The 19,557-nt window shown below is 54.9% G+C and carries 18 protein-coding genes; 5 read left to right on the forward strand and 13 right to left on the reverse strand.

All coding sequences use genetic code 11. From position 1 onward, the window contains the following. Positions 1-53: 53 nt before the first annotated feature. The 3 genes from dnaJ to dnaK all read right to left on the reverse strand — a co-directional run bounded on the left by dnaJ (position 54) and on the right by dnaK (position 5,168). Positions 54-1,184 (reverse strand): molecular chaperone DnaJ, encoded by a 1,131-nt coding sequence (gene dnaJ, locus BLU05_RS08655; RefSeq protein ID WP_091879271.1) that lies wholly within the window; start codon positions 1,182-1,184, stop codon positions 54-56. Between the two features lie 1,288 nt (positions 1,185-2,472). Further along, positions 2,473-2,991: a hypothetical protein gene (locus tag BLU05_RS08670; protein ID WP_091879275.1), complete on the reverse strand. Its 519-nt coding sequence runs from the start codon at positions 2,989-2,991 to the stop codon at positions 2,473-2,475. Positions 2,992-3,251: 260 nt separating this feature from the next. Next, positions 3,252-5,168 (reverse strand): molecular chaperone DnaK, encoded by a 1,917-nt coding sequence (dnaK, locus tag BLU05_RS08675; protein WP_091879277.1) that lies wholly within the window; start codon positions 5,166-5,168, stop codon positions 3,252-3,254. A gap of 226 nt (positions 5,169-5,394) precedes the next feature. On the opposite strand from dnaK, the gene BLU05_RS08680 reads away from it, so the two are divergent. Next, positions 5,395-6,555 carry a zinc metalloprotease HtpX gene (locus tag BLU05_RS08680; RefSeq protein ID WP_091879278.1) on the forward strand — a complete coding sequence of 387 codons (1,161 nt, stop codon included), beginning with the start codon at positions 5,395-5,397 and terminating at the stop codon, positions 6,553-6,555. Positions 6,556-6,568: 13 nt separating this feature from the next. Here BLU05_RS08680 and BLU05_RS08685 read toward each other — a convergent pair whose 3' ends face one another. The 3 genes from BLU05_RS08685 to BLU05_RS08695 all read right to left on the reverse strand — a co-directional run bounded on the left by BLU05_RS08685 (position 6,569) and on the right by BLU05_RS08695 (position 9,009). Beyond that, complete coding sequence (locus tag BLU05_RS08685) at positions 6,569-7,069, reverse strand: YegJ family protein (RefSeq protein WP_091879280.1); 501 nt, start codon at positions 7,067-7,069, stop codon at positions 6,569-6,571. Next, positions 7,066-8,055: a Gfo/Idh/MocA family protein gene (locus BLU05_RS08690; RefSeq protein ID WP_091879281.1), complete on the reverse strand. Its 990-nt coding sequence runs from the start codon at positions 8,053-8,055 to the stop codon at positions 7,066-7,068. The genes BLU05_RS08685 and BLU05_RS08690 overlap by 4 nt, the downstream gene beginning before the upstream one ends. 69 nt (positions 8,056-8,124) lie before the next feature. Next, positions 8,125-9,009, reverse strand: coding sequence for a LysR family transcriptional regulator (locus tag BLU05_RS08695; RefSeq protein WP_091879282.1), 885 nt, complete (start codon positions 9,007-9,009; stop codon positions 8,125-8,127). A gap of 98 nt (positions 9,010-9,107) precedes the next feature. On the opposite strand from BLU05_RS08695, the gene BLU05_RS08700 reads away from it, so the two are divergent. Beyond that, entirely contained in the window at positions 9,108-10,103 is a 996-nt protein-coding gene (locus BLU05_RS08700; protein WP_091879284.1) for an aldo/keto reductase, read from the forward strand. A 24-nt stretch (positions 10,104-10,127) separates the two neighbouring features. On the opposite strand, the gene BLU05_RS08705 is transcribed toward BLU05_RS08700, so the two are convergent. Then, positions 10,128-10,916: a helix-turn-helix domain-containing protein gene (locus BLU05_RS08705; protein WP_091879285.1), complete on the reverse strand. Its 789-nt coding sequence runs from the start codon at positions 10,914-10,916 to the stop codon at positions 10,128-10,130. A gap of 122 nt (positions 10,917-11,038) precedes the next feature. On the opposite strand from BLU05_RS08705, the gene BLU05_RS08710 reads away from it, so the two are divergent. Together BLU05_RS08710 and BLU05_RS08715 are read left to right on the forward strand one after the other, a co-directional pair. After that, complete coding sequence (locus tag BLU05_RS08710; protein WP_091879287.1) at positions 11,039-11,437, forward strand: hypothetical protein; 399 nt, start codon at positions 11,039-11,041, stop codon at positions 11,435-11,437. Between the two features lie 208 nt (positions 11,438-11,645). Continuing rightward, positions 11,646-12,458, forward strand: coding sequence for an aspartyl/asparaginyl beta-hydroxylase domain-containing protein (locus tag BLU05_RS08715; protein ID WP_091879288.1), 813 nt, complete (start codon positions 11,646-11,648; stop codon positions 12,456-12,458). Between the two features lie 279 nt (positions 12,459-12,737). On the opposite strand, the gene pheT is transcribed toward BLU05_RS08715, so the two are convergent. The 6 genes from pheT to infC all read right to left on the reverse strand — a co-directional run bounded on the left by pheT (position 12,738) and on the right by infC (position 18,540). Further along, entirely contained in the window at positions 12,738-15,152 is a 2,415-nt protein-coding gene (gene pheT / locus BLU05_RS08725) for a phenylalanine--tRNA ligase subunit beta (RefSeq protein WP_091879291.1), read from the reverse strand. A gap of 109 nt (positions 15,153-15,261) precedes the next feature. Next, positions 15,262-16,344, reverse strand: coding sequence for a phenylalanine--tRNA ligase subunit alpha (gene pheS, locus BLU05_RS08730; RefSeq protein ID WP_091879293.1), 1,083 nt, complete (start codon positions 16,342-16,344; stop codon positions 15,262-15,264). Positions 16,345-16,478: 134 nt separating this feature from the next. Next, a complete protein-coding gene (gene rplT, locus BLU05_RS08735) occupies positions 16,479-16,880 on the reverse strand; it encodes a 50S ribosomal protein L20 (RefSeq protein WP_091879294.1) in 402 nt (133 codons plus the stop codon). 30 nt (positions 16,881-16,910) lie between these two features. Beyond that, a complete protein-coding gene (gene rpmI, locus BLU05_RS08740) occupies positions 16,911-17,111 on the reverse strand; it encodes a 50S ribosomal protein L35 (RefSeq protein ID WP_008127399.1) in 201 nt (66 codons plus the stop codon). A gap of 193 nt (positions 17,112-17,304) precedes the next feature. Further along, the gene (locus BLU05_RS08745; protein ID WP_091879296.1) at positions 17,305-17,928 is read right to left on the reverse strand and encodes a methyltransferase family protein; all 624 of its coding nucleotides are present in this window, start codon (positions 17,926-17,928) and stop codon (positions 17,305-17,307) included. Positions 17,929-18,003: 75 nt separating this feature from the next. Continuing rightward, on the reverse strand, positions 18,004-18,540 hold the full coding sequence (infC, locus tag BLU05_RS08750) for a translation initiation factor IF-3 (RefSeq protein ID WP_091879298.1): 537 nt from the start codon (positions 18,538-18,540) through the stop codon (positions 18,004-18,006). A gap of 225 nt (positions 18,541-18,765) precedes the next feature. Between infC and BLU05_RS08755 the strand changes: the two genes are divergently transcribed. Next, positions 18,766-19,557 carry an alpha/beta hydrolase gene (locus tag BLU05_RS08755; RefSeq protein ID WP_091879299.1) on the forward strand — a complete coding sequence of 264 codons (792 nt, stop codon included), beginning with the start codon at positions 18,766-18,768 and terminating at the stop codon, positions 19,555-19,557.

Here is a 19,557-nt window from a genome sequence, read left to right on the forward strand (position 1 = left end):
ATGACGCAACTCGTGGCGGAAGCAAGGCCAGTCACCTCACTTTGGCAACAAATTTACTCGCTCAGTCCTTCAAAGAATTCCTTCATGCGAGCAAAGAAGCCCGATGATTGCGGGCTATTGTCCTGCGACGACACACGCTCAAACTCTTCCAGCAATTCGCGCTGGCGCTTGTTGAGGTTTTGCGGCGTCTCGATCGCGATCTGGATATAGAGATCGCCCATGGCAGGCTGGCGCAAGACCGGCATGCCCTTGCCTTTAAGGCGGAACTGCTTGGCGTTCTGCGTGCCTTCAGGGATTTTGACCCGTGTCTGCGTGCCGTCAAGCGTCGCCACTTCAAACTGGCCGCCAAGCGCAGCGGTGGTCATGGAAATGGGCACCTTGCAATAAAGGTCCGACCCATCCCGCTGGAAGAACTCATGCGGTTTCAGCGACAGGAAAATATAAAGATCGCCCGAAGGTCCGCCGCGGACACCCGCCTCGCCTTCGCCAGTCAGACGAATGCGTGTACCATCTTCGATACCCGCCGGAATGTTAACCGACAGCGAACGCTCTTCGGTGATTCGGCCCTGACCTGAACATTTCGTGCAGGGGTCTTTGATGGTCTGACCGCGACCATGGCAGGTCGGGCAGGTACGCTCGATGGAGAAGAAGCCTTGCGCTGCCCGGACACGGCCGGAACCGCCACAGGTGTTGCACGTGACGGGTGATGTGCCCGGCTTGGCGCCGCTGCCGGAACATTCATCACATGTGATGGAGGTTGGCACGCGGATCTGGGCTGTCTTGCCCGCATAGGCCTCCTCAAGCGTGATTTCCATATTGTAGCGAAGGTCAGCGCCACGTTCGCGGCCACCGGAGCGACGCTGGCGGCCACCGCCCATCATCTCGCCGAAAATGTCTTCGAAAATATCGGCAAAACCACCGGCGCCGCCAAAACCGCCGCCTCCGCCGCCCATACCACCATTTTCAAACGCAGCGTGACCGAACCGGTCATAGGCCGCGCGCTTGTTGGGGTCTTTCAGCGTTTCGTAAGCTTCGCCGATTTCCTTGAATTTGTGCTCGGCCTTTTCATCGCCCGGATTCTTGTCGGGGTGATATTGCATCGCCAGTTTACGGAAAGCGCTCTTGAGCTCCTTCTCATCAGCGCCTCTCGCTACGCCGAGGGTTTCGTAATAGTCAGCCTTCATCCAAACACTCGTTCCATGAAATCATAAAGCCTCACGCAGAAGCTTGTTTTAGAGCGGTATTTAGGTGCTCAACGCCCGGAATGCCATAGCCTTCTTGGATTGATTCGCTCCAAGTGCCGCATATTTGCGCATTATTGCGTTTGTGTGGCAATCCTTCCACGGTTTTATGCACTTATGAAATACAAAATGCCTGATCATCCCCTCTTGAAGGTGTGTTGCGCGTGGTTCGTGGTTCGAGGTTCGACAAGCTCACCATGAGGGAGAGGGTGGATGCAAGGGAGTCAAGTTCTGCAGAATTGTCGATGTGCATTGCAATCCTCACCCTCCCTCATGGTGAGCTTGTCGAAGGGCGCAACAATGGTTTTTGCAGCCAACCAGATTATGCTTCCCCGTTGCCACACCCGCTTTCGCGTCTGGCCATTGGAAAAGTGGGAAAGACGGGCGGTCCATCGGGAGCGCTGAAGTCTTTGGTTGGTGTTGCGGTGAGTATGCTCCCCGGAGCTTTTCTTATTGGCTAAATAGAACGTGTTCCATTTAATCAGAAAAGCACCTGGACCACCCGCCCCGGCGATTTGTGTTCCCGCTCTTCACCGGTTTCCTGGCTGTCAGGCTCAGTACCGGCATAAGAGCGGACCTCTCCAGCTTGCGAGACTACCACCCGCAAACAGAAGCGCCGGTCCTTTCCTGACTTCGAATAGTTTCCGGAAGCATTCCCGCCGGAAAGGACCCCATCAGAATAAGCGAGGTTGGAGAAACGTGGATAAGTTGGTGGTGATTTTTTTGAGAATGGTGGTTTGGGTGGCGTTCACAGTGGTGCTCACCCCCCTCTGTCCTGTCGGACATCTCCCCCACAAGGGGGGAGATCAGCTGTCACTACTGCCTTTGCACAATCGAAAACGTTTCAAATTGTGCAAAGGCGTCGATGTGAATGTGATCTCCTCCTTGTGGGGGAGATGTCCGACAGGACAGAGGGGGGTGTTTGCATCTGCCAATGTTGCAGGTGTTGAACACAGTTTCTTGTTGCATCAAGATCGTGCATGGTTCGACAGGCTCACCATGAGGGAGAGCGTTGGCCGCAACGCTAATCGCGAACGTCGCAGATCATAGCACCCTGCAACCTGCCCATCTCCCTCATGGTGAACCTGTCGAACCATGCACGATCTTGATGCAAATATTTGAAAACGATACGGAAAATGCGATGCCGTACGCGATTGATCCTTCGACAGGCTCAGGAAGCGCCATGAGAGACGTATAAGCTCGTCAACAGGATGCGAGACGGTTTTGAACCTTAATCCCATCCCTCGAACTCGTGGTACTCCAATTCTCGCCACGTGAGGTCGCTGTCACCTGCAATCAGATCCCGTGCGGCTTCCATGATGGAGGCGCCATCATAAAGGACTTTACAATCGCAGTCTGACAGTGCGCCGTGGGTCAGCGTCGCAATGATCGCACTGGTCAAACTTGCAAAGCGAAGTTCAAAACTGTCGGAAGCACCGGTGAAATAGAAACTGACCAGCTTGCGATAGGTTTTGAGTTTCTTCTGATCTTCCTCGCTGTGGCCATCGTCTTCATCCAGTTCGTTGTCATCAACAGAAAGCTCAAAACCGCTCACGAGATCCTTGTCTCTCATGTTCTCGAATGTAGAACTCGGCACGCGAAACCTGATTGGCAGGAAGCCTGATTGGCTCTCCAATGAAAAATCGGGAGGAAACTCACAAATCATGCCAAACTTGTTCAGTTCCTCGAGAATCGCTGGAATAAGATCGTCAGAAATTTCGTTCGTATACACATTGATATCGATACTCATTGCGTAATCCTTTGAAAAATTTTGATAAAATAATCGGTTTCAACCTCCGGAGCGCGAATAAGCCGGAGATCGCGATGGGAATATTGATTCCAATAGGCACTCTAAAAATCTGCACATGTTCTTCATATGTTCACACGCATTTGACGTCAATTAGGCGAAAGTCGCACCTCGTTTTCCGCACTGCGCGCAAGCCGGAAATAAACAGGCAAACAAAAAGCCCGGCACAAGGCCGGGCTTTTCATCAGATTATGTGCTGCAGATTATGCAGATTTCTTCTTGCCGTTTTCGTCGATTTCTTCGAAATCGGCATCGACAACATCGTCATGTTCCTTGGCCGTGGCTGCGGTCGCCTCGCCTTCGCCTTCGGCAGCCTGTGCGGCTTCGTACATGGCCTGACCAAGTTTCATTGAAACTTCGGCCAGAGTCTGTGTTTTTGCCTTGATGGCTTCAGCATCTTCGCCTTCGGTAGCAGTCTTCAATTCGGCCAATGCCGTTTCGATGGACTGCTTGTCCTCGGCAGAAACCTTGTCGCCATAATCCTTCAACGACTTTTCAGTCGAATGGATCAGAGCTTCGGCCTGATTCTTGGATTCGACGGCATCACGGCGCTTCTTGTCGGTTTCCGCATTGGCTTCGGCATCCTTGACCATCTTTTCGATATCGGCATCGGAAAGACCACCGGAAGCCTGAATGCGGATCTGATGTTCCTTGCCGGTGCCCTTATCCTTGGCCGAAACATTGACGATACCGTTGGCATCGATGTCGAAACCGACTTCGATCTGCGGGATACCGCGTGGTGCCGGCGGAATGCCAACGAGATCGAACTGGCCAAGTGCCTTGTTGTCGGCAGCCATTTCGCGCTCGCCCTGGAAGACGCGGATCGTCACGGCGGACTGGTTGTCCTCTGCCGTGGAGAAGGTCTGCGACTTCTTCGTCGGGATTGTCGTGTTACGGTCAATCAGACGGGTGAACACGCCACCGAGTGTTTCAATGCCGAGGGACAGCGGTGTCACGTCGAGCAACAGAACATCCTTGACATCGCCCTGCAGAACGCCGGCCTGAATAGCTGCGCCCATGGCAACAACTTCATCAGGGTTCACGCCCTTGTGGGGTTCCTTGCCGAAGAAAGCCTTTACGACTTCCTGAATCTTCGGCATGCGGGTCATACCGCCGACGAGAACCACTTCATCGATTTCACCAGCCTTGAGGCCCGCATCCTTGAGCGCTGCCTTGCAGGGCTCGACGGTGCGCTGAACCAGATCGTCAACCAGGCTTTCGAACTTGGCGCGCGACAGCTTCATCGTCAGGTGCTTCGGTCCGGAAGCATCAGCGGTGATGAATGGCAGGTTGATTTCGGTCTGCTGTGCCGAGGAAAGTTCGATCTTGGCCTTTTCCGCAGCTTCCTTGAGGCGCTGCAGGGCAAGCTTGTCGTTCTTCAGGTCGATACCCTGTTCCTTCTTGAACTCGGCTGCAAAGTACTCGACCAGACGCATGTCGAAATCTTCACCGCCAAGGAACGTATCGCCATTGGTCGATTTTACTTCGAAAACGCCGTCGCCGATTTCCAGAACCGAAACGTCGAACGTGCCGCCGCCCAGATCGTATACGGCGATGGTTTTGCCTTCCTTCTTGTCCAGGCCATAGGCCAAGGCAGCAGCGGTCGGCTCGTTGATGATGCGCAGGACTTCAAGACCGGCAATCTTGCCCGCATCCTTGGTGGCCTGACGCTGGGCATCATTGAAGTAAGCAGGAACGGTGATAACAGCCTTCTCGACCTTTTCGCCCAGATAGGCTTCCGCCGTTTCCTTCATCTTCTGCAGAATCATCGCGGAAATCTGCGAAGGCGAATATTTCTGCTTGTGAACTTCTACCCATGCGTCGCCATTGTCGCCTTTGACGATTTCGTAAGGCACAAGCTTCTTGTCTTTTTCAACGGTCGGATCGTCAAAACGGCGACCGATCAGACGCTTGACCGCAAAGACAGTTCCTTCTGGATTGGTGACAGCCTGACGCTTGGCCGGCTGGCCAGCAAGGCGCTCATCACTATCCGTAAAAGCGATGATCGAAGGTGTTGTGCGTGCACCTTCCGCATTCTCGATGACCTTCGCGCTCTTTCCGTCCATGACGGAGACGCAGGAATTGGTCGTACCCAAATCGATACCGATAACTTTAGCCATTATACTTCTCTCCATTCAGCAGGCTGCCGGGACCTCTGCCGAGCATTCCATTCAGCAGCCCCTAGGGGGGTTAAACAATGCAAGACGACTACGGCGAGCCATACTTACGTGTTGTTGGCTATATAAGAAGGCTGAAATTACCATGCAAGTCAGAAGCTGCGGCATTTACACGCCTAATTGCCTTAAAAGACTCGGCAAACCGGCTTTTTAGCGCCATATATCGCCTATGACCGATGATACCCTTCACTTCAACCTTCCCGAACACCGGCGCAGCCAGTTGATCAATACACTGCACACATGGCTGCTTCTCGCCGGAAGTCTGGCATTGCTCGTTGTCTGCGCTTTTACGCTGGCGGGTCCTGCAGGCATTATCTACGCCTTTGTTTTCGGCGCAATAAGCCTTGTCGCCATCAGGCGCATTAGTCCTCAAATGGTGCTGAAAATGTATAAAGCAAGGGCGGTTACGCGGGCCGAGTTCCCGCAAGGTCTTGCCATTGTGGAAGAATTGTCCCGCCGCGCCGGTTTGCCTGATGTCCCCGAACTGCATGTCATACCGTCAAGGATGATGAATGCCTTTGCGGTCGGGCGGAAAGACAATTCCGTGGTTGCCGTCACTGATCAACTGATTCGGGTGCTGACCGCTCGGGAACTTACCGGCGTGCTGGCCCATGAAATCAGTCATATCCGCAATGAAGACCTCAAGGTCATGGCGCTTGCCGATACGGTCTCGCGCTTTACCTCGCTGATGTCGACAATCGGCATCGTATCGCTGCTGTTCAATATCACTTTTCTGGCAAGCGGCGCGCACGCACAAATTCCCTGGCTTGGCGTGCTGATTCTGCTTGTCGCCCCCACGGTTGGCGGCCTTTTGCAGATGGCATTGTCGCGCACCCGCGAATTTGATGCGGATCTTGGCGCCGCACTTCTAACCGGAGATCCCGATGGGCTGGCACAGGCGCTGGTGAAACTGGAAAAAGCCCAGGGCAAACTCTGGGAAAATCTCATCCTGCCGGGCGGGCGCATTCCCGATCCGTCAATCCTGCGCACGCACCCACTGACAGACACCCGCGTGGAGAGGCTGAAGGCGTTGAAAGATGCATCAGGTGTTGTCGCGCGCGGCGAGGCGCTGCCTGACGATATTCTGCTGACGCTTGCCGTCAAGCCGCAGGACCGTATCCGCACCCGCCCTTCGCCTGTGCCGCAGATCAGCGGTCAGCACGGGCGCTGGAATTCCAGCAATCTGGAAATCCTGTCGCTACTCAACACCCAGTCCGGCAAGCCGGTGGTATCGGGCCCCGAAGCGGAATGCGAAGCTTGCCCCAGAAGTCTCAATACACCGGATGCCAACCCGCGCGTGCATGTGGCGCGAGGCGGCGTCTATTGGTAACAGCCTCCCGGCTTCAGCAGTCGAAACCGTAATTATTGCGATAGAAGTCGGCTTCTTCTTTCGTCATCTTTTTGAAGAGTACACAGACCGTGTAGCTACCAATCTGACGACCGTTTTTGGTGTATCCCCAGTCGGATATGTCATTGCGGGTAAATTTGAGATTCTGGCCGGCCGTTACATTGGTAACGACCTCCGGCTCGTTGGCCAGGGTGCCCTCAAACCCATCCTTGGTTGTGTGAAATGGCGTAACCCAGAAATGCTCCACTTTAGCTCCATCGTGGACCATGACCTTGAGTTTGTACCCGTTCGTTCCTTTTGGCGGTGTCTTTGACAGCACAATGAATTTATCAAGGCCTTTGCGTGCCTGCTCTATCGCCGCGTTCATATCCGGGTCTGCATTGTCAACGGAAATGACTTTGTCGTTGCTTTGCGCATAGGCTGGAAGGGCCGCGACCCACAGGGTAACAGCCAATATCGTGCAGGCGATACGCTTGAGGGAATGATGACCAATCATGCTACGGCCTCCCAATCACCGGTTTCCCCGGCGCGATAGATTGCATCGATCAGCTTCTGGTTGAGAACTGAACTCTCAAGCGAAAACACGCCAGCATCTTCGCCCTTTGCCGCACGGGCAAACGCCTCGATCTGCAGGCGATAATGGTTCACATCGCCGAAAGTCCATTCGGTGGCACCAGTGTGGTTCTGATTGTGCAGGGTGATTCGGGCGTGATCATATTTGCCCGTGTTGAACGGTCCATGCACCTCGATAAACCCTTCATCGCCATGGAAAACCATCAGTTGGCGCGCGGCGAGCTGGGTGGCGATATAGAAAGACAGTTCGAAACCGTTGAAATCGGCACGCACGCTGGCATAGCAGTCGGTGCCGAAATCCGCATCGCGTTCCACATTGGCCGAAACCCTGCCCGGCTCCTTGCCGGTCACGAAGCGGGTGACCACAGTCGGATAAACCCCGATATCCGGCAGGGCACCGCCGCCAAGCGACAGCTGATTGCGCATATTGCCGGCATCCTTGTTGAAATAAGTGAAAGCACCCTGAACCTGACGCAGGCGGCCGATGGCACCTTCGGCGATAAGATCGCGCACTTTCAGCCATTGTGGATGGTAGGTCACCATGAAAGCCTCGGCAATCAGCACGCCATGGGTATCACGCGCGCGTTGCAGAGCCGCAATTTCACCCGAATGCAGCGAGATCGGCTTTTCGCAGAGAACATGCTTGCCAGCTTCCGCCGCTTTCACCGACCATTCCACATGCTGGGACGTCGGGAGCGGGATATAGACCCCATCAATATCGGGCGAAGCGAGCATGGCTTCGTAGGAACCAAAGGCGTGCGGTGCACCGAATCGCTCAGCCACGGCCTGCGCCTTCAAAAGATCGCGGCTGGCGACACCTGAGAGGATCGAGTTCTCCGCATCGCATATGGCTGGAATAACAGCCGTAACCCCGATTTTTGCTGTCGACAGAATACCCCAACGGAACATGATGACTTCTCTCCTCTTCGTCGGGTGGCAACCTAGACAAGGCAAGACGGAATGGAAAGAAGCGCAGGCTCAGACTTTGAAGAAATCGATAAAAGCGCGCAAGGCGGGCCGCATCTGGCGGCGGCTGGGGTAATAGAGATAGACCCCGGGGAATGGCGCGCACCAGTCATCAAGCACGCGCTGCAACCGACCATCGGTAATGGCTTCGGGTGCCATATATTCCAGCAGGAAAGCCACGCCCGCTCCATCAAGCGCTGCCTGAATGACCAGATGGTCATCGCCGAGAATCAATGGCCCGCCCATTTCCATGACGATTTCCTCGCCATCCTTCTCGAACTCCCAGCGATAAATCTGTCCGCTGGCAAAACGGCGGCGGATACACTGATGATTGGCAAGATCGTGCGGATGCAGCGGAATTGGGCATTTTTCGAAATAGTCTGGCGAAGCGACGATGCTGGCCTTGATCGGATCACTCATCCGCACGGCGATCATGTCCGGTTCCAGACTTTCGCCGAGCCGCATGCCCGCATCGACGCCTGCGGCAACAATATCGTTGAACGGCTCCTCTACGCGCACTTCCAGAGTTACCCCCGGATAGGCCGCAGCGAATGCGGCCAGGCGTGAGGCCAGCAGCCAATGGGCGGCAAAGGGTGGCACACTTAAGCGCAAAGTTCCGGCTATGCGGTTGTTGGCTTCCTTGGCTGCGTCGAGCGCTAGATCGATTTCGGCCAGTGCCGGGCGAAGCCGCCGCAAAAGCAGCGCGCCTTCCTCCGTCACTTTAACACTGCGTGTGGTTCGCGCCAGAAGCCTGACGCCGAGATTCTGCTCCAGCATTGAGATTGCATGACTGACTGCTGATGGTGCGATGCCAAGCTCTTTGGCCGCGCCACGAAAGCCACCGCAGGCGGCAACGGTGGCGAAGACAGCGAGTTGAGGCAGATGAGAGCGATCCATTGATCTATTATATAGAACAAGCTGTAAAAACTTAAGGGAATTATCGAACACTGATCCGCAGCCTAAGTTGCCTCCACCACATCAAAAGGAGATCAGTGATGGAAAAGCGCAAACTCGGAACGGAACTTAGCGTATCAGCAGTTGGCCTTGGTTGCATGGGCATGACCTTTGCCTATGGCGGACAGGATGAGGCCGATGCGATCCGCACGCTGCACCGCGCAGTGGATCTCGGTGTGACCTTTTTCGACACAGCCGAAGTCTATGGTCCCTTCGACAATGAAATCCTTGTCGGTAAGGCTTTGAAGGGCCGTCGCGACGAGGTCGTGATCGCCACCAAATTCGGTTTCAAGATTTCGGATGAAGGGGTTGGCCTATCACGCATGATCGGCGTCAACAGCCATCCGGAACATCTCAAAGCGGTGGCTGAGGCATCACTCGGACGGCTTGGCATTGAACAGATTGACCTGTTCTACCAGCACCGTGTTGATCCGACTGTGCCGATCGAGGACACGGTTGGCGCTATGGCGGAGCTGGTACAACAGGGCAAGGTGAAAGCCCTTGGTCTGTCCGAGGCCAGTGCCGCCACGATCCGCCGCGCCCACAAGGTGCATCCGATTGCCGCCGTCCAGAGCGAATACTCCCTATGGAGCCGCGAACCCGAGGATGAAGTGCTTGCCGTCTGCCGTGAGCTTGGCATCGGCTTTGTCCCCTATAGCCCGCTGGGTCGTGGACTTCTTACCGGCACGATCAACAAGCCGGATGAGCTGGGTGCCGATGATTGGCGCAAGACCTTGCCGCGCTTCCAGGCTGAAAACATGGATGCCAATGCGGCCCTGATCGCCACACTGCGGGGATTGGCCGAGGACAAGGGCATCACACCGGCACAACTCGCCCTTGCCTGGGTGCTGCATCAGGGTGACTTCATTGTGCCAATCCCCGGTGCCCGCAAGATCAAGCATCTGGAAGAGAATGCGGCGGCGGCCAATATTTCCCTCTCGCCAGCTGACTTGAAAAAGATTGGTGATGCATTGTCACCGACGCAGGTTGCCGGCAATCGTTATACTGACGCCGCCCTTGCTCTCGTGAACGGCTGATATGAACAATGGGACGCTGTATGCTCAGCGTCCCATACTTCCAGCGATTACCCGCGTAGCATCATCTGCCGGGAAATATTGCTCAATGAAAATGCCTTCCGTCAAAACCTCCTGCGCGGTGCCGAATGCCGTGAGCGTGGTGATCCAGTTGGTCACCGCATCGCCGAAATGTAATTTGACTGTGATAATCGGCGGCGGATTTCGTTCGCTTTCATCATTGCGCAGAAGGGCTGAAATCTCCGCATTGCTTTCGTAATCAGCAATACGTTTGGCCAACTGGCTTTTCGGACCATAAAGCCGTGCCTCGTTGCGAGCGCGCTTGAGAAACAGCAATGCAACCTCTGGCCAATTGGCGACTGCCCTGCGCACGGGGCCCGGATCAAGCACCAGCGCCAAAATGTTGACACCCGGCGCAACGGGGATGCCCAGAGTTCCCGCCAGAGCCATGAACCCCACATTGGCCGCAAGAATATCGTGATCCGCATTGAACGCGACAGCTGGCCATGGCGCGTGCCGTTCAAGGATCATGTTAAGCGTGTCGCGGATTAGCACAGGCAGCCCTGCCACACCTTCCCGCTCGGCGGAGAGATAACGCGGTGCAAAACCGGCGGCACCGAACAGTTCGTTCTGAATCTTGAATGGCAATTCCAGCGCTTCGCAAATGCGGATGATCATGCCTTCCGAGGGCCTGGCCCGACCGGTTTCCAGAAATGACAGATGACGAGAAGATATACCGGCCTCCAATGCCAGATTCATCTGGCTCATATGCCGGTGCGAACGCCATTGCTTGAGGTGGTCACCAAACTCCATCATCGCTCCTTGTTTCCCATAATATTTGCTGCAAACACTTCGTATTAAACACTACCTCAGAGGTAATTGTTTTGATTACTTTACCCTTGCATTCTCCAATACCAACGCAAACGAAGGAGAATGAAATGACCAAAGTCAATTTGAAAGATGGCCTGATGATCAATGCAGTACTGACTGCTGCTACCGGGCTTGGCCTTGCGCTTTTTGCTGAACTATCCGGAGAATATCTGATACCCGGCGCGCCGATCTGGTTGATCGCGTCTCTGGGTATTGCGTTGGTTCTGTTTGCGATTGATGTCGCCCTGATCTCCCGGTGGAAAGCCCAATCGCGGGCACTCGTCGGCTTTGTTTTCATTGCCGATCTCTTATGGGTTATTGGTGTTCCAGCCCTTCTTATGGCGATGCCGTCTGCTTTTACAGCTCTCGGTATTGTCGCCAGCCTTGCAATTACGGCTGTCGTTGCCTGTTTTGCCCTGATCGAGTGGCAGGGGTTGAAAATGATCGCCGCAACAAGAACAATCTAGCCCGTTGCGGTTATTTGTTGATAACTGTATTCATATTATAAAACCACATGCTTGACAGACGGTACGGCGTGAGGCCTATTTCACGCCGTTGCCGGGATCAAAAAACATTCACGGCGGCTATGCAATGTGCATGCAATTTATTCGTTCTAACACGCCAAACCACCCCTGTTCGTTCATCGATGGTCAGGCCTTCTGAAGCTGGAATATAATGGAAAAAGCAACAAAAAAGTCGATCAGACGTTGGGCTATCGGTTTGGTTCTACTGGCGATTCTCGCCTATTTCGTTCCCTATCTGGTGATCTTTTACCTGATCTGCGGAATTTATGACTTGTCGCGTAACAAGAACATCGATCTGCAGATGGTCGAACAATATTTCATGGGCAATGGCCTGTTCACATGGATCCTGTCGCCGCTGAATATCGTTCTCGACATCCTGTCGCTGCCCTATATCAACAAGGGCGTCTACAAGCTGGAAGACCTGCCAACGGCCTATCAGGCGGAAGTACAGCGGCTGATCACAGCGACGCAGAAGGAAAACCTTGTTGGCAAGTTGCAGGAGCGCGCGGAGAAGCAGGCCCGCAGCATGTTCTTCTTCAAATGGTACGGAAAAGACCAGCCGAGTTTTGCCAATGTGCCGTCCTTCTATGAGAAGTACAATTTCGTGAAGACTATTGGCGTGTCAGTGTTCAACAAGAAGAACTCGACGTCGAAGCATTTCGGGCCAATCCGCGCCACCATCCGCGTGCTTTACAACATCAATGATATGAATGACCGCACGGCTTATATCTGGTGCGGCGATACGACGAGCTACTGGAAAGACGATAAGCTGTTCATTTTCGATGACACGCTGATGCACCAGTCCGTCAACCAGACTGACCAGACCCGCTATTGCCTGTTCGTCGACATCCTGCGGCCGTCCTATCTGCCCGGGCTTTATGCTGCCGTTGTTTCGTTCATGGGTCTCATCCTCAAGGGCAGCAATTCGATCTTCTATAAAAACTGGAAAGTCATCCAGAAATAGATTTTGGTTCGAGCCAAATGAAAAGGGGCGCAGTGCGCCCCTTTTTTGTTGATTCAGTTGCAAGACTGTTGTGCGTGGTGTTCAGTTGGTGGTTCGTGGTTCGTGGTTCGTGGTTCGTGGTTCGTGGTTCGTGGTTCGACAAGCTCACCATGAGGGAGAGTGAGGATGCAACGCTAATCACAGAGATTGCGCGCAAAGGGTGCAGAATTTAGCTCCCTTTCATCACCCCTCTCCCTCATGGTGAGCTTGTCGAACCACGAACCACAATCCTACAGTCTGTTACCCGCGCAAAACGCCGCCCGTCTGCTTGCCAACGCTCTCAACAATCCGCTTGGTCAGCGCATCGAGATCCTCATCATTGAGGGTGCGTTCCTGTGGCTGGATCGCGACTTCAATGGCAACAGATTTCTTGTCGGCTCCCAGGGACGGACCTTCGAACAGATCAAACACCTGAACGCCCGCGATGAGCTTCTTGTCGCCAGCCAGTGCCGCGCGAACGATAGAGGCCGCATCCACGGACCTGTCGACAACGAATGCAAAATCGCGGCGCACCGTCTGGAAGTCTGACAGTGTCAGCGGCGGCTTGGTGCGGGTTGCTTTCTGCTTGGGTTCGGGGATGGCATCCACATAGATTTCAAATCCGCATAGCGCGCCCGATACATCAAGCGTTTCCAGCGTCTTTGGATGGAATTCACCGAACGTGCCCAGAACGACCTTTGGCCCGAGCTTGATCGTGCCGGAACGGCCGGGATGATACCAGGCCGGGCCACCGCTTTCGATCTGCAGCTTGTCAACAGGCGCACCGCAAGCTTCAAGCACGGCAAGGGCATCGGCCTTGGCATCGAACACACCGACAGGTGAGGCATTGCCGGACCAATGGCGGCCAGAGCCATCCAGCTTCGCCGTGCCGCGCCGTATACCGGCGGCAACGCGGCGCTGGGTTTCCGGTGTATTGCCTTCATAGGTGCCGGAAACCTCGAACAGAGCAATGTCATTGAAGCCACGATCGGCATTGCGCTGGGCAGCAGCCAGAAGGCTCGGCAGCAGCGAAGGCCGCATATCGGACATGTCCGCAGCAATCGGGTTGGCAAGCTTCAACGAAGGCTGACCGCCGCCGAACAGCTTTGCCTGTTCCTCCGAAATGAACGACCATGTGACAGCTTCCATCATCCCGCGCGAGGCGAGCGCCCGCTTGGCATTGCGGGTACGGATCTGCAGGATCGTCAGGATCTTGCCATTGACTGTCGCATGGGTTTGCAGTGGCTGCGGTTCAATACGGTTGACGCCATGAATACGCATGACCTCTTCCACCAGATCAGCCTTGCCATCCACATCCGGCCGCCACGATGGAACGAGCACATCGACCACTTCACCGGTGCCTTTTGGCTGGAAGCCGAGACGGGTGAGAATATCGAGGCTTGTCTGCGTTGGCACTTCGATACCGGTGAGGCGCTTCACCTCTGCCGCCGGGAATTTGACCGACTTTGGCGTGAAGCCCTTATACCCGACAACCTCAGCTGCTGACGGCGTACCGCCGCACAGTTCAAGGATCATATGCGTTGCAAGCTCGAGGCCGGGCACCATGAATTCCGGATCAACACCGCGTTCGAACCGGTAGCGCGCATCGGTGATGATACCGAGATTGCGGCCCGTACGGGCAATATTCATCGCATCCCAAAGGGCGGATTCAACCACAACATTGGTTGTGTTCTCGTCACAGCCGGAATGTTCGCCGCCGAGCACACCCGCAAGCGACTCCACACCTTCCGCATCGGCGATAACGCCGATTTCGGGGTTCAGCGTATATTCCTTGCCGTTAAGACCAAGGATCGTCTCGCCTTCCTGCGCCCAGCGCACGGTGAGATTGCCTTTGACCTTGTCGGCATCGAACACATGCAGCGGACGGCCACGATCGAAGGTGATGTAGTTGGTAATATCAACAAGCGCATTGATGGGACGCAGGCCAATGGCAATCAGCCGCTGCTGCAGCCATTTCGGGCTCGGACCATTCTTGACACCTTTGACGGTGCGCAGGGCAAAGCCTTCACACATCGGCGCACGATCACCGAAATCGAACGCCACACTGACCGAAGCAGCACCGGTGCCTTTGACAGGCTCCACAGCGCCGCTTTTGAGCTTGCCAAGACCCGCCGCAGCCAGATCACGGGCAATGCCGTAAATGCTGGTGCAATCGGGACGATTTGGCGTCAGATTGATCTCGATGACCGGATCGTCAAGACCGGCATAGGCAGCAAAGCTGGTACCGACAGGCGCATCATCTGGCAGATCGATAATGCCATTGTGCTCATCGGACATTTGCAGCTCGCGCTCCGAGCACATCATGCCGTGGCTTTCGACACCGCGAATCTTGCCGACAGACAGAGTGACATCGATGCCCGGAACATAGGCTCCGGGTGCAGCGAAGGCACCGATCAGGCCCGCACGCGCATTGGGTGCACCGCAGACAACCTGCAACGGCTTGCCGTCGCCCGTATCAACGGTCAGCACCTGCAGCTTGTCCGCATCCGGATGTCGCGCGGCGGTCAACACCTTGGCGATGACAAACGGCTTTAGCGCCGCCTTGTCATCCAGCGATTCCACTTCAAGACCAATCATGGTCAGAGCATCGACAATCTCGCCGAGGGAAGCCTCGGTTTCGAGATGATCTTTTAGCCAGGAGAGGGTGAATTTCATGATTTCACTCGTTTCTCGATTTCAGCGTCTGAGGATTTCGACAAGGCGAAACCGCTCGCATAAAAGGTCCATGTCAGGCGAAACCCGCCAGCATTGCCTGGAAGCGCGGTCACGCGCTCAGGCCACCGAACAATGTCGGCATGTCGAGCGGGCGGAAGCCGTAATGCTGCAGCCAGCGAACATCGGCGTCGAAGAAGTCACGCAGATCCGGCATGCCATATTTGAGCATGGCGATGCGATCAATGCCCATGCCCCAGGCAAAGCCCTGATACTCATCAGGATCAAGCCCGGCGTGTCGCAGGACATTCGGATGAACCATGCCGCAACCCAGGATTTCCATCCAATCGGTGCCCTGACCAAACTTCACTTCATTGCCGGAGCGGTCGCACTGGATATCGACTTCCAGCGATGGCTCGGTGAACGGGAAGAAGGATGGGCGGAAGCGCATCTGCAATGAGGGAACCTCGAAGAAGGATTTGCAGAACTCCTCCAGAACCCACTTCATGTTGGCGACATTGGCCGTCTTGTCGATGACAAGCCCCTCCACCTGATGGAACATCGGTGAGTGCGTTGCATCGGAATCCATACGATACGTCTTGCCGGGAATGACAATGCGAATCGGCGGCTTCTGCTTTTCCATGGTGCGGATCTGCACGGGGCTTGTATGGGTGCGCAAAAGCTTGCGCTCGCCATTTTCGTCCGGGTTGAAGAAAAACGTATCGTGCATCTCCCGTGCCGGATGCCCCTCCGGAAAATTCAGCGCGGTGAAATTGTAATAGTCGGTCTCGACATCAGGGCCTTCAGCAATTGAAAAACCCATATCGGCAAAGATCGCCGTGATTTCATCAACCACCTGACTGATCGGATGGATGCGCCCGCGCTCGGCCGGTGCTGTGCGCACGGGCAGGGTGACATCCAGCTTTTCCTTTTCAAGGCGTTCGGTAATCGCAGCGTCTTTCAGCGTGCCTTTGCGGCTGGCAAGAGCCTCGGTGACACGGTTCTTCAAACCGTTGATGGCCGGTCCCTGCGTCTGCCGTTCTTCCGGCGACATGGAGCCCAGCGATTTCAGCTTTTCCGAAATCGAGCCTTTCTTGCCAAGCGCGGCGACACGGACGGCCTCGATGGCCGCTTCGTCATTGGCTGCCTCAATCTGCGCGACCAGCGCGCTTTCCAGTTGTACCAGATCGTCCATGCTTCTCACCTGTTTCGCGTCTTGAGCGATTATGCGATCAATTCAATGCAGAAAATTGAAAAACCCGCGCCAGCCGAGCCAGCGCGGGTTTCCCAAGTCTATATTCCGAATGTGCTTTGGGAGCGGCGGCTGGCTTAGTGGACAGCGCCTTCAAAAGCATTCGGTGTGGTGTTCTTGAGGTATTCGAGTGCCTTCTTGGCAGAAGCCACGAGTGCGCCGAATGCTGCTGGCTCGTGGATCGCGAGATCCGACAGAACCTTGCGGTCAACCTCGATACCGGACTTGCTCAGACCGTCGATGAAACGGCTGTATGTCAGGCCATGCTCACGAACAGCAGCGTTGATACGCTGGGTCCACAGAGCGCGGAATGTACGCTTCTTGTTCTTGCGGTCGCGGTAAGCGTACTGCTTTGAACGATCGACGGCAGCTTTTGCAGTCTTGATGGTATTCTTGCGGCGGCCGCGGAAACCCTCAGCCTGCTTCAGAACTTTTTTATGCTTGGCGTGGGACGTAACGCCCCGTTTTACACGTGCCATGATATGATCTCCTTAAACGTCGCTGTCGGCTTAAAGGCCGTTGGGCAAGAACTTCTTCACGATTTTCGCATCGGCATCGGCGAGTACCATTGTGCCACGTGCGTCACGAATGAATTTGTTCGAACGTTTGATCATGCCATGGCGTTTGCCAGCGGCGGCGGCTTTGATTTTGCCAGTTCCGGTGATTTTGAACCGTTTCTTGGCAGCCGATTTGGTCTTCATTTTGGGCATTTTGCTACTCCTATTTCTAGGGTTCCCTGTCACTCCAATGGAGCCGGACCCTTCTGATTTTACTTCAGACCGACCAAAGTCTGAAAGCATGCAAAACCGCCACGGCATGCCCTGCCGGGCGGTTTGAACGCGGCCTTATACCCAGAAGCCGGAAAAAGCGCAACTGTTGAATCATCAGAGACTTCTGAAAAATTCAATACAATCGGAAGAGAACAGGCACGATATTGGTTGATTGCAGATATTCGACGAACTCGAGCAAAGGATAGGAAATGAAAAAAACCAGTCCATCGGCCAATGTCTTGTAGAGCATGGAAGACTTTACGGTCAAAACCTCGGCCTCCCGGTACAGTCTGATATTGGGGAAGAAACGCGGCACTTCACGCTTGTAGGCAAGATAAGTCTCGCCGAAAACACTCTCCAGATAACCTTCCTCGGCAACGATGACGAAATGGAAGGCAATATAGCAAAGAGCAGCCAGTATGAATGCCACAGTCAGGCTGCCGGTCATCATGCCAATACCAAAGGCGCCGAGTGTGCTGAACACATAGAGCGGGTTGCGGCTCATGGAGTATGGCCCAAGACGAACGATCTCCGAACTCTTGCGCCCACCGATATACAGCGTGCACCACATGCGCCCGAGGATCGCCAGAACGATCACACCAATGCCGAAATCCTCGATATATTCGTGCGTCCAGCCATCGGCCCAGGCGGAGCGAACTGTCAGAAGGGCTGCGAGGATCAACAGAATGACGATTGCCAGCGCCAAGCGGCGGCGGCGTTGAAAACGGGCCATGTCTTTTGGAGATGTGAGCGTCATGTCAGCCCTTGGAATCCAGTTCGTTCAAGACAAAAGCCGCCCGAAGGCGGCTCTTGTCAAAAAGTATGTTCAGTTTTAGCGCGGCGCCAGAACCATCATCATCTGACGGCCTTCAAGCCGTGGCTCAGCCTCGACCTTGGAAATCTCAACCGTATCTTCCTTGACCCGGTCGAGCAGTCGCATTCCGAGTTCCTGGTGGGCCATTTCACGACCACGGAACCGCAGTGTTACCTTGACCTTGTCACCTTCCTCAAAGAAGCGCTTGATAGCCTTCATCTTCACATCATAGTCGTGTGTGTCGATGTTCGGTCGCATCTTGATTTCCTTGATTTCGACCGTCTTCTGCTTCTTGCGCGCCTCGGCAGCCTTCTTCTGTCCCTGGTACTTCAGTTTCCCAAGGTCAACAATCTTGCACACCGGCGGCTCGGCATTGGGCACGATCTCGACGAGATCGAGTCCGGCCTCATCGGCCATAGCCAGTGCGGCCTGAATGGTAACGATACCGTGGTTTTCACCTTCGGCATCAATGAGCTGTACCTGGGGTACCCGGATATCACGGTTTGAACGAGGTCCATCTTTCTGGACCACCTGTGCTCTAAAGGGTCGGCGAATGGCAGTAGTCTCCTTGAATTATTTCGGTCCCGCAAATAGCACCGTCGGGCCTCGCCTGCAATGCTTTGTCTGCGGGGCTTAGCTCATTAACATCTTTTCACGGATAAATCATCCGGTTCAGATATAGGAATATCCACATTCTATACAATGAAGATTGCTGTTTGACAGCTTTATTGATCCGCCATTGCATGGCAAAAGCACGCGGCTCACCGAGGAGACTCACAGATGGCGGCTCATCAGCCGGAATTCCTTACGGTCAATGAAATCAGGATAGCCCTGCGCCACCGCGAGGGACGTCAGCCGGGTATTGTCTGGCTGGGCGGATACCGTTCCGACATGCGCGGCAGCAAGGCGGAGTGGCTGGATCAATGGGCTGAGGCCAATAACCATGCATTCCTGCGCCATGACTATTCCGCCCATGGCGAGTCGGGAGGAGAATTTCGTGACGGAACGATATCGCTCTGGCTTGAACAGAGCCTTGCGGTGTTCAGGCAGTTTTCATCAGGCCCGCAAATCCTTGTCGGTTCGTCCATGGGTGGATGGATCGCCCTGCGTATGATCGAGGAACTGCAAAAGGCTGGCGAGCGTGACCGTATCGCCGGGCTGGTCCTGATTGCACCTGCCCCCGACTTCACGTCTGAACTGGTCGAGCCGGGCCTGACGCAGGATCAGCGTCGCCAGCTTACCGAGCGGGGCTATATGGAAGAGCCATCCGAATATTCGCATGAGCCCTATATTTATACCAAAGCCCTGCTTGACGACGGCAAGGCCAATCAGGTTCTCAAAGGTGTTATCCAGACCGATTGCCCTGTTCATATCCTGCAAGGCATGGAAGACAAGGATGTTCCCTATACACACGCTCTGAGACTGCTTGATCACTTGCCGGTTGACGATGTGACGATTACGCTGGTGCGTGATGGCGATCATCGTCTGTCACGCCCGCAGGATCTCGAGCTTCTCACCCGCACCGTGGCATCCATGGTCGAACACTCAAAACCCCGCCCACCGCTCCGTTAA

It is taken from the genome of Phyllobacterium sp. OV277 (assembly GCF_900104355.1).
Taxonomy (GTDB): Bacteria; Pseudomonadota; Alphaproteobacteria; order Rhizobiales; family Rhizobiaceae; genus Phyllobacterium.